Raw genomic sequence first — 11,334 nt, forward strand, 5'->3', positions numbered from 1 at the left:
CGGTGATTGGTGTCCGTGACGCGAGTGCAAAGCTCACCCACCGTCCACCGCTGTCTTGGTCGCCCCCCCATGACGAGTCAAACGGGGACGCAAATCAATCCTGACGGCTCTTTGGGTGAACTGCCTGTCAGTAGCCTTCCCCGACCAGACATATGCGCTTCCGGGGGTCAAGGAGGCCATTTTGGCCGAGGTCAGTTCAGCAAGTGACGCGTTCGCCTTCTGGAGGTGCTTCAACCATGCTGGCGACGTGAATTTGTGGAGGATCACGAGGTCGGACAGCTCAATAAGGGCAATTGGCACAGACGGAGGATCTTGACTGGCGACCAGTACCGTCATCCCCTTGTGCCTCATCAGACGTACGCTGTCGACCAAGCCGGCGACTAGGTCAGGGCTATCGATGTACTTGTGGGCCTCGTCGAAAACGACCAGCTTATTGAAGCGATGATCTGCGTCCTGAGCTTCGGCGAACAGCTGCATCAGCACGACGAAGAGGCCCAGAGCCTCGTCCTTTTCGATGAACTCGTCTCGTAGATCAACGATGATCAACCGCCCCGGGCGGACCAGGTCCTTGACCCGAACGCTGTCGTCAATGTACTCGGCGGCCAGATCAAGGCGCTGATGTGCCAGCGTCTTGATGTGGTCGGTGAGTGTGGACTCGTCAATGCCCTGGCGCAGAGTCTCCAGATCGAGGTCGTGCCGATGGGCACGCATGATCCTGCCGAGCTGGCGGATATACGTTGACTGATTGCCGACCGCACCCATCAGAAACCGCCAGTGCTCCGCCCGCAGCTCAGAGGACGCGAACTTGAGTGGACGCACTTCCAGCCCTGGGTGCTCGGCTTGCCGGTCCGCCAGTTGTGCCTCGGGTACCAGGAGCACGACATCCTCAAGAGCGGCCGGTCCCACTCCGTACCGCTCCTGGAGCAGGCGTACTTGATCCGGCTCGTCGTTCGCGGCGGCCATGCTGGTGAACTCTGGTGCGTAGTCGAGAGTCTGGCTGTAGTGGAAGACCACAGTAGCCAGCGGACTGGGCAGCTGGTTGACAGGAGAGGCCGACAGGGAAGCCGACTCCACGACTGATCCGAGTGTGTAACTCTTGCCGCCCCCCTGGACGCCGAAAAGGCTGATGGTGTGGGCTCCGTTGAGGTCGAGCGCGATGCGACGCCCCGCGACCTCCCCTAGCACTCCGTACTGGGGAGACTGTTCTGACACGCCCAGGTAGACATCCGGAGCATAGGCTGCCATGGCGGCCCCAGCAGACGGAGCTGACTCCGCTCCGGTCAGGGAGGCTTGCCCTCCAGTGCTCGTGTCACGTGACGGCTCACCAGCCGCTAGATCATCCCCGTGCGCGGCACTGTGGCTGGAGCCTGGTTCGTCTACGGTTTCCACGTGCTGATCCGGCTCCTCTACGCGCTCGGGTTCCGCCGACTCCACATCGAAAAGAGTCAGTTCGGGTCCTTCGGTGTGCTGTTCGGAGTTCGTTTCTCGAATTCGGGTCGGTGCCCGGAAAGCAGCCTGCGGAAGCCTGGGAACGGCCAGTTCCATCGTTGCGAGAGTTGTCGAGCCTTCGGTGGCGTCGCTGCCAAGAGATGGGTCGGTTGGCACCGCGTCGACGAGTTCGCGGATGAGGTCGCGGCCGATCCGGTGAAATTCGATACCACCCTCCACCTCCGTACCACTTCCGTTGCCCGCGAGGTCGAACAGCAGCCCGGTGTGAGTGAACTCCAGCGCGTAGCCCAGATCGAGAGCTTCGAGCACGGCACGTGCCTCCGCAGCCGCGCCAGGCGTGCGCATGACGTCGTAGCGGATCGCGCGATCCAGGTGGAAGCGCAGCAAAGTCGCAAGCTCCGCATTCTTCACGACTCGGTCGGGACGGTCGGTCGATCCCACGTCGCGTGCGAAGTGCAGTCTCAGGACTTCCTCACTGCGCCTGAGCTGCTCGGTCATCGTGGCCTTCAGCAACTCGTGGGCGGCGATGCCGTCGAGCGAGCTGTAGCACTTGACCTCTACAAGGCGGCAGGTGATCAGCCTGCGCTGCGGGGCTGTGCGATCCAGTTCGAAGCCGAATAGGGCGAGATCGGTACGGCGCATACCCACCGTCTCGCCTACGGCGTCGGCACGCCGACGTGCCTCCCGGTAGAGGTTCTGATGGGCGTCCAAGGGCACCAGCACCTGATCTGCGAGCACGCCCTGATAGTCCAGATAGAGTCGTGCGAGCGCCAGCCCAAGGACTTCGGTCCGCTGCGTGGCCGATGCCGATGCCAGTTTGAAGGCCAGCCGTCCGGACAGCAGCCGCAGCTGGTCGAAGAAGGTGCCGGTGTGCCGCTCATCGAGAGCGATCGCATGCCCATCTGCAACTGGAGAGAACAGGGTTCGTAGTTCCTGACTCGATCGTGAGCTCACGACGAGGTGATGTCCGAGTCCGCCAATGGTGTCGGCATCGTAGTCGATCACGTAGTCGGGCCGGTCATCGCCTGCCGGACGGTCGAAGTAATCGACACCCATGGTCCGGTCCACGGTGATGACCCAGTCACTGATGCGATGGGCACGGTTCAGCAGAGCTCGCTCTTCGGTGGTGAGCACCAGAGAGGTTCGCGGCACCAGACTTCGGCCGGCCTGCCCTGTGGCGACCGTTGCCATGGCAGCGGACACGGCTGCGGGAAGCGAGCCGAGTACGTCGCTGAGATCTTCGGCACCGGGCAAGCCGAGCGGGATGCCGTGTCTGGGCCATTTACGCCAGGTGGCGTCCCCGCCCTCCTGGCGGTACTCCATCGCCATGTCCTGAACCAGGCCATGCACGGGAGCAACGGAACGTGCGGCACCGGGAACCGCGTCCACTTGCTCACTACCGAAAACGTCGAAGAGGAGTGTGAGGTGAGAGGCGTGCTCGGGGGAAGGGTCGTCGAGGTCGCTGAGAGGTCTCACAGCGACGGCGAGCTTGGCGGGGGCGCCGTCAGCGCTCGGGACATGGAACGCTTCGGCGGCGTTGACGGTGCTCCATTCACCACGCAGCAGTTCGGCAAGTGCTTCACCGCTCCATTCCTGCTGGCCTGGGGCCGCATAGAGCCTCATGTCGTAGCGGATGTTCGGCACTGTCGCACGGCGCTCCAGTTCGATGAGCATGTCCGCCAGGTGCTCGGCCCGACCTGCACCAACCGCATTGATGATGAGGGTGCGGATGTAGGGATGAAGGCGTAGATAGCGCTCCACTCGGTCCGCCAGGGAGCCACCGGATACCACCGATGCGCCGCCCCACTGCTGGGGCAGCTTAAGCCCGGTCGCGAGCTGGGCGAGAATGCCTTGCGGGTCTTCCGTACCCGCCGGCAAGTACACGCCCCAGTACGGTGTGAGATCCACGGCCGCGGTAGCCAGTCGGCCGTCGGGACGCGGCACCGCTAGCGGAAACCCCAGCGGACTCAGGCCCTCCAGCAGTGTGTGCTCGATGGCTGCGAGAGTGGCCTTGTCGTACGCGCTGCTGTAAGGCTCATCCGACTCGGAACCACGGAGCCAGCGTCGTCCGAGTTCGGACCACGTCACCAGCCATAGCAGGCGCAGTGGATGCGTGGGCGGCACCAGGAGGGCTTCCTGACGGCCGCCGAGCGGGTCGCTGTGCTCCACGGTGAGGGTGTCCAGCCGCAGCAGGCCACCGAGCTCTGCGTGGAGTTGAGGCAGTTGGTCCGCGTCGGCACTCTCGACCAGTCTCAACTGATAGCGGATCAGGGCTTCGTATGCTGCCGCGTATTCACCCGCGTCGGCACGCAAAGCGGTCGGATCGCAGCCCTCGACCGTAGGTACCGGTGTGGCTGACCCGGTGTCTCCAGTGACAAGTTTGAAGATCGTTCGACGAGTCTGGATAAAACGGTCCATCAGCTCGTCTTCGATGTGGCTCGGCCAGGGCAACGGCTGCGAACGCAGATCACCCGCCTGGTCTCCGGAGATCTCCAGCCTGGCCTCGGTCATGTTGTCCGGGGCGGTGAGCACGGAACGCTGGTGATCGGTCAGCATCGGAGGTAGCGGAATCTCGACGGCACCGTGACCACCGAAGGAGGCCAGCAGGCTGTATTGGCCGCTTCCAGATGTGGCCTTGGCAACGGTGGAACGGAGCCGGACATCGGCAGGATCCCGGCGGTCACCAGCGGCTTGGACTCGCAGTCGGACGAGCGCCTGGGCGACTCCGATGTCCTTACGAAAACGCTGGTCAGGAACCTCGTCGATGTCTCCGCCGGGAAGAACGAAGAACCGGTCGCTCTCCTGCGGCTGCTGCCGATCGCCCGACGACCGCTCGACCGGCAGCGGCAGCCCGTCGGCGTCCACCGGTTCGACCCTCACGTAATGCCAGCCGGCATCCAGGCCCGCTTTGTCGAGTTTGGTGAATGATGCCTTGAAGAGTGTCTTGGCGGTCTTGGTGACATTCGCGTATGCCGTGACTCCGGTGGCTCCACCATCCTCGGAGATCAGCCTTGCCGCGAAGCGGATCAGCCCGGTCACCTGGCGCGGGTCGGGTGACACTGCGAATTCCACGCTGAACTTGTTCATTCCCCTGGAACCCACGGGGAGGTAGTGCTGTCCGGAGATGGTGCCGAGGACCGGATCGGTCGCGTCTTCGGGACTGGCCCCGGCGACCGGCAGGGACAGTTCGGCTACGGTGACGCGGACCGCGGTCACCTGGGCCGGCTCTTTCAGCGGCCAGTGCTGAAAGGCCAGCGGCCAGTTGGTCCGGTCCACGGCGATGCTACGGGCCAGTGTCCGTGGGTCGTCAAGGCCCACCTTGTCAACGGCTTCCAGCAGCCGCTCCCGGAACTGCGGCTGAGAGAGTCCGAGATCCAGTACGCGCTGCCGGGCCGTACGCTGGGGGTCAGCCAGGTTCTCCGCCACACGTACGTTCTGGGTGACTCGGCCGCGAATCGCGTCGGTGTCGGCGAAGACGGTGAAGTCAGGCACCAGACCGACCTCGAACAGCGCTGCGCCTGCGGCTTCGGGGTCGTAGTCGTTGTGTTGAGCGCTGAGCAGGAATCGGGCCTGGTCCCGAGAATCGGCGCGGGCCTGTTTGGGATCCTTTGCCGCCGCCTCATCCAGGACTTCGAAAACCTGGGCGACGCCGTCCCGCAATGCGGCCGGCAGCGCTCCGCGCAGGCGCTCAACGAGGTCTGCGTAGACATCACCTAGATCAATCTGCTCGAACGTGGCCACCCCGAAGGAGTCCTCGGCGCTGGCGTGCGTTCCCGGTGGCACGAAGGCCAGCAGCGGCGGACGCAATACCTCCCCGTTGGGGGTGGGCATAGGGTTCCGCAGCTCCACGAGCTTGGTGCTGGTTACCACAAGGTCCTCGGGTACCACGGCCGGGTCTCCGAGAACGTGTACTTGGGCACTCGTTCCGAGAGCGGACCGGATTCCTTGAGCCAGTCGTGCCGCCAACGGCACGTCCACGTCCGTGATACGCGCACAGTGCCCGGCCCCTCGTTGCCGCATGAGTGCCACCAGGCGAGGGACCAGCATCTCCTCCAGCGCGTTGGTGAGATCATCTTCCCGGACCTCGCGCAGCCCGACCGGGACGGAGTTCTCGTGGCTTCCAGGCGTGCTCATGACGTTGTCCCGTCGGCAGAAACGGCGTATCGGGGCGTGATGGTCTGGGCGAGGTAGGCGTCGGACAGATCGGTGTAGAAGCCGATCTCCCGCAGCCGGGTGGTGAAGGCCGTCAGATTGGCGCGCAGTGCCGCATGGTCGGTGATGCTGGGGATACCGAAACCGTCACTGGGAGGAATCCGGTCCACGTACAGGCCGTACCGTTCACGGATCACCTCCAGGAATTCGTCGATGCGGAGTGCCGCAGTGTGATAGCCCCGCGCTCCGCCGGGACGCAGCAATGCGATTTGGAGCAGTACCTCCAGCAGACGGCCGTCCAGGATGAAGCGCCGCCTGCCACCGCGCGGCTGGGTGATCATCGCGCCCGGTCGGTTCTTGAGGAGCAGGGAGTCGAGGCAGTCCGTGAGGTAGCGGCGGTGGAAGTCGACACGTTCCGCCGTCACAATCTCCACGAAGGCACTGAACTCGTCGAGTCCCAGGGCCAGAATCCGCTGGACGGTCTCGTCCTGCGCCGACTGGGCGGCGGCGATCACCGCCGACAGGCGGAAGTTGCCGTACGCCACACGGTCCGCACGGTACTTCGGGCCGAGCAGCCCGATGAGGAAGGGCACGGTGAAAGGTGTCGCGCTCCGCTTGACGCCGTGCTTGTGCTTGGCCGCGAGATCGGCCGCGAAGTCCTCCAGCTTCCGGACGGTGAAGGTCGCGCGGACGAATTCCGGTATCCGCGCATACCAGGAGTCGGCACTTCGCTCGGCGAGCCGTGCGCTGTCGGTACCAGGCACTCCCGCCACGTCGAGGAAGAACCCGTAGGACTGCTGGACGGAACCGGTGGCCCCCGGCTGCCGCACCATGGTGGGCAGCAGCTTCGTAGCCCGAAGGTGGTAGAGCGCCAGATGGAAGGCGAACAGCACCTTCAGGTATTCCACGAAGACGGAACGAGGCATCAGCGTCCGGTAGAACATCATCCGACGGATGTCCTCGACCAACAGATCTGACCACGGCGCATGCAGCGGCTGATGAGAGACACGAGGTACGCGCTTGTCGGCGCTGTCGGCCACCTCGTTCCGCTTGGACTCCGAGAGGTTGATCAGCGCCTGGGTCTCCACATCGACATCGGGGCCCGGCGTGATGCGTAGCGTACGCAGATCGATGCCCGCGAAGAAGAAGTCCTTCAGCTGCTTGAGGACTCCGTGGCCCGCGCCGGCCTGCGCGATCATCTCGTACAGGTGCTCATCGGCTCCATAGGGCCTGGCCTTGCGAGCATTGCGGAACTGGTACGTCAGTCCGTGCAGCGGTCGCAGCCCGGCCACGGACTGGGTGGCCCTGCCCCGCCCCACCAAGTCGGCCAGGTTGGTTTCCACCCACCGGTAGGTCACCTCCCGGTTCTGATCGAAACCGGCGAAGAGCTGCGGACTCTCCATAAAGAAGTCCGTGTAGTCCTCCAGCGTCAGCTCTCCGGTACGGGCCAGCCTGGCCGGCCAGCCGTCATGCCTGAGCCGTGCCAGGAACGCGCTGAGTACGCGGTCCATCTCGACCTGTTTGTAGTCGAGGTAGCTCACGCCGGCATGCCGGAACTCCTTGTCACCCATGCCCAGCGTCACGACAGCTCCTCCTCGCGCGGGGCGGCGGTCCGCTCCATGACCAGCCGTCCGTCGTTCTCCCGGCGTACTCGGTGCGGCTCACGCCCGTTCGTGGTGAGCAGCACTTCCTGGTACGGGGCTGAGGACAGCGCGTTCTTGAAGATGGCCAAGCCCAGATGGAGGCCCTGCTGCTCGGCCAGCGACGGCAGATAGCCACCACGCAGGCGGTCCAGCAGTTCGAATGTGTCCAGGCGGATACCCAGGCTGGCTCGATGGCCCAGCGGCCCCCGGTAGTCGAGGGTGAGCGAGTCCGCCGCTTCCTCGATGTACGGGGACTGCGGAGCTCCGGACCCGCTGAGGGACAGGTGAGACGCCGGAAACACCCGGTAACTTCGGATCGTCGCTCCGGTAATCCGGCGGATCTGGAGCACAAGATCGGCCCCCATGGCACCCGGTTCCAGCAGTCCTTCTCCCCTATTGATCGCCGTGATGAGTTCGGGCAGAAGCTCTGGAAGCCGCTGCGGAGCGCCAAGTACGTCGAGAAAGCGCTGCGCCGACCGGTAGGGGAGCATCCTGGCGGCCCGCTCGCTGTCCAGGGACTCGAAGTAGAAGCGCCGCCGGGCCGCTGCCAGATACCACTGGTGCTCGGCGACCTGTTCCGGCGTGGGCGCGGCGGACCGCTCCAGTTCCTCATGGGTCCGACGTAGCAAAGCATGGTCGTAATCCCCACGGCCGGCCAAGACCGCGAGCGCGGATCCGTCGTGGGGTCCGGTGTAGTCCAGCCGTCGGTCCAGTGCCGGTGCTGGTGCCGACGCCACGTCCACCTGTCTGAGCTCAGCCAGCAATCTGTCGTTTCCGCGCTCGGGCCCGATCCAACTCGAAAAGTAGTAGCTGTCGAGGATCTCCTGCCGAGTGCCGTCCTGGTACAGCTGGTGGATATCCGTGCAGTCCCGGCCGGAGGTGAGGGTATAGGCGAGGGCCGACCGCAGATCGCGGAGGGTGATGTGCATACGCCCCCGCAGATGCGTCAGCGCGTACAACTGGTGTAGGCGGGACCGCACTCGGGGGCCGGCGTCGGGATCGGCGAACGTCTGCGCATTGTGCCGTGCATAGCACTGGTCCTTGAGAGAACAACTGCCACACGCGGACCACCGGACGGGGTCGCTGAGCTTCAGCAACATGCGGTCGAAGAGAGAGCTGGAGCCAGGTAGTTCGCCGTCCGCTGCCTGAGTCGTCACGACACTGCGCCGGTTGAGGTTGACCACGGCGATCCGCTGTCCGCCGACTCCGCTTCCCGTCAACCCCCCGTGCAGGACTTCGGCCAGGCGCTCGAATCGCGCCCGATGGGCGGTGAGGAAGTCGACGAGCCGTCCCTCGTTGATGGCGATGAGCCGAGTGGCAGCGGCGGGGTTCCAGCTGTTCTCCGGCCCGCCATACGGGCCGAAGAACTTGGTCAGGACCTCGTCGTTGCCACGCTCGCCTTCGTCCTGACTGCCGTCGTTGTTGGTGTGGAACCAGCGGTCGCCCAGCTGAAAGTCCGCGCCGTTTTCACGGCTGGGGCCCTCTATGGCCCCACGCTTGACCGCCTCTTCCAGGAGGTTCTCCAGGAAGGCTGTCTTGCCGTCACCGGCGTTGCCGGTGATGACTACGAGATCGAGTTCGCCCGACAGCACATCCCGCAAGAGGTGATCGTCAAGTGCCGTGCTGACGTAGAGGTGATGGATATCCCGGCCACGCGTGCCCGCGTTGCTGTGGATGCTCTGGCTGTACAGCGATCGTAGATGGTCAAGATACGGGTTGCTGTCCGATGCGGGTGTGTGGAACGTGACAGGAATGTGGTTCGCGGGCGGACTCGTAGAACTCCGAGCCTGCCCCACTGCCCGCAGTGCGGCCAGGAACTCGGCGGCGCTGCTGTAACGTTCGCTGCGCCGCGGGCTGATCGCACGCCGCACCGCTTGCGTAAATGGCTCGGAAAGGTCGTCGAGCCCTGCGAAGCCCCTCAGATCCGGCGCCGGCTGGCCGATTGGCGGCTGAGGCGCACGACCCCAGGGATAGGTCCCGGAGACGAGCTGGTACAGCGTGATCCCCAGGGCGTACACGTCCCGGTCCGCTAGCTCGTCGGTGGTCGGCGTCCGAGTTCGGTCCGCGTCGGGCGGTACGTACTTAGGGGTACCGCCCGACTTTGAGAGGCTGTCGTCGGTCCTGACCGACACGTTGAAGTCGATGATCAGGCAACCGCGGTCGGTGTTGATGAGGTTCGCGGGCTTGATGTCGCAGTGGAACACGCCATGGTCGTGCAGAAAGGCTAGGCCGTCGGCCACCTCGCATCCGAGGCGCAGCACCTCAGCGGGAGACAGTGATCTCTCCTCGACCAGATGCGCAACGTCATGACCTTCCAGATGAGGGAAGGTCAGGTAGGGAAACCTGGTCCGGTCCACGTAGTTGGCCTCGATGACCTGGACCACGTGATCGTGCCGGGGCAGGGACAGCAGCGTCTGGTATTCCTGCCTGAGCCGCTCCACCAGGGACTCGGGATCCTTGGTGATGATCTTCACAGCGCGGTAGGCCGAAGCCAGGTCGTCGAAGACCTGATAGACCGCTCCGAACCGGCCCCGGCCGAGCTGTTTCACCACCGTGTACTTGGCGGTCAGCTGGAACCCCGGCTCCAGATTGCGGTAGTCGGGCTCCTCGGCATCGGAGCCGGAGGACGGCACCATGCCGCCGCCTCCCCGGCCGCCGCTACCGCCCCCGCCCAGTGCCCGCCGCAGGTCCCGCAGCGCCTCCGCCGCAGACGGACGACGGCTCGGCGCCAGGGCGCACATACGTTGCAGAAGCCGGGACACGGCATCGTCCACGCCCGCCCGCTCCAGCTCGGCTGCGGGAAGCAGGCTGCCCTTCTCCGCCTGGTCGGTCGCCGTCGCGAACGGCAGCTCGCCGGTGACGAGCTGATACGCGATGACCCCGGCCGCGTACACATCGGCAGCCGGGGTGAGCTGACTTGGCCGCCCCTGCGCCTCCGGAGCCACGTAGTGTTCGTCCAGTACCGCTTCGAGCTGATCGGCAACGGTGATCTCACGGGGCCCATCCGGCCGCGCGTAGTCGAAATCCGTGAGCAGCGCCCGGCCACCGGAACGGACGAGCACGGCAGCCGGGCTCAGGGCGCGGTGAGTGATCTTGTGCGCGTGGACATGGGCCAGCCCACTCAACAGATCGGTGATGATCCGCCACTTGGTGTCGGTCGCGGGTGACTGGCGCGGGTTGGCCAGCAACAGCTGGAGGGGTTGTGCCTGAACGTCCTCCAGGACGAGCACATAACTACTCTCGTCCTCCCCAGTGAAGAAATCCCGGTGCCGGACCACGCACTCGTGCCCCTGCATCCGGCGCAGCGCCGAGTAGGCGTTCGCGATCTTGTGCCGCTCGGTCTTCCGCTCGGCCTCGTCCAGCAGCGGATTGGCACGGTAGACCCGCAGCAACGCGGTGTCGTTGGCCTCGCGGAAAGCTGTGCCTATCGCCCGGTAGTCCGTGACGCGGCCGTCAGGACTGCCGCCGAGCCTCTCGGTCACCTCCCAGGAGCCGAACACCTTAGGGCCGGTAGGGAGCGTCACCGCTCCGGTAAGCGCTTGCACCAGTGGCGTGTGGTAGCTGCTGATGTCACGGACACAGGCAGGCTTGGTGACCCGTGCCGGATCGCGGAGTGCGGCGAGTAGGCCGTCGAGTTCGACGACATCGGCGGCGTCTCTGCCGTCCCGGTCGATGAAGTCGGCTTCATACGGGAGCACGACGAGGGAGTCCAGGAACACCCGGGCCAACTCCGGATGCGACTGTGTCAGCTTCGATTTGAGCTTCCGCGCCACGTTCCGGATCTTGGCCACCGGAGACCCATACGACTTCCCACTGCTCGTGACCCACTTCGGCCCGGTCACCTCCACCCGGCCCCGTACGCCCTTGACGTCGATCAGGTGGAGCGCGTGGTCGGCGACCACGATAACGTCGATCTCGTAGGGGCCTTCCCGGGTTGGCACCTCCACATTGCTCATCACGATCCAATGCGGCGGACTGTTCTCGACGAGATGCCGGACCACCTTCCGCTCACCGTCATTGGCGAACGGACCTCCCGGGATGTGCTGTGCCATGCGCTGACGCGCCCCCTCCTGCTGCGTGGCGTGCGGTG

3 protein-coding genes are annotated in these 11,334 nt (G+C 65.1%); all 3 read right to left on the reverse strand.

What is annotated here, in order from left to right; translation table 11 throughout:
- Positions 1-33: 33 nt before the first annotated feature.
- From AB0D85_RS30500 to AB0D85_RS30510, 3 genes are read right to left on the reverse strand one after another with little or no spacing between them, the layout of a single operon-like run.
- Positions 34-5,583: a hypothetical protein gene (locus AB0D85_RS30500; RefSeq protein WP_362327150.1), complete on the reverse strand. Its 5,550-nt coding sequence runs from the start codon at positions 5,581-5,583 to the stop codon at positions 34-36.
- Positions 5,580-7,184 (reverse strand): hypothetical protein, encoded by a 1,605-nt coding sequence (locus AB0D85_RS30505; protein ID WP_362327153.1) that lies wholly within the window; start codon positions 7,182-7,184, stop codon positions 5,580-5,582. The genes AB0D85_RS30500 and AB0D85_RS30505 overlap by 4 nt, the downstream gene beginning before the upstream one ends.
- The gene (locus AB0D85_RS30510; protein WP_362327156.1) at positions 7,181-11,296 is read right to left on the reverse strand and encodes a protein kinase; all 4,116 of its coding nucleotides are present in this window, start codon (positions 11,294-11,296) and stop codon (positions 7,181-7,183) included. Before AB0D85_RS30510 ends, AB0D85_RS30505 begins: the two co-directional genes overlap by 4 nt.
- Between the last annotated feature and the right edge of the window lie 38 nt (positions 11,297-11,334).

Origin of the sequence: Streptomyces sp. NPDC048277, assembly GCF_040652235.1 — a bacterium.
Taxonomy (GTDB): Bacteria; Actinomycetota; Actinomycetes; order Streptomycetales; family Streptomycetaceae; genus Streptomyces.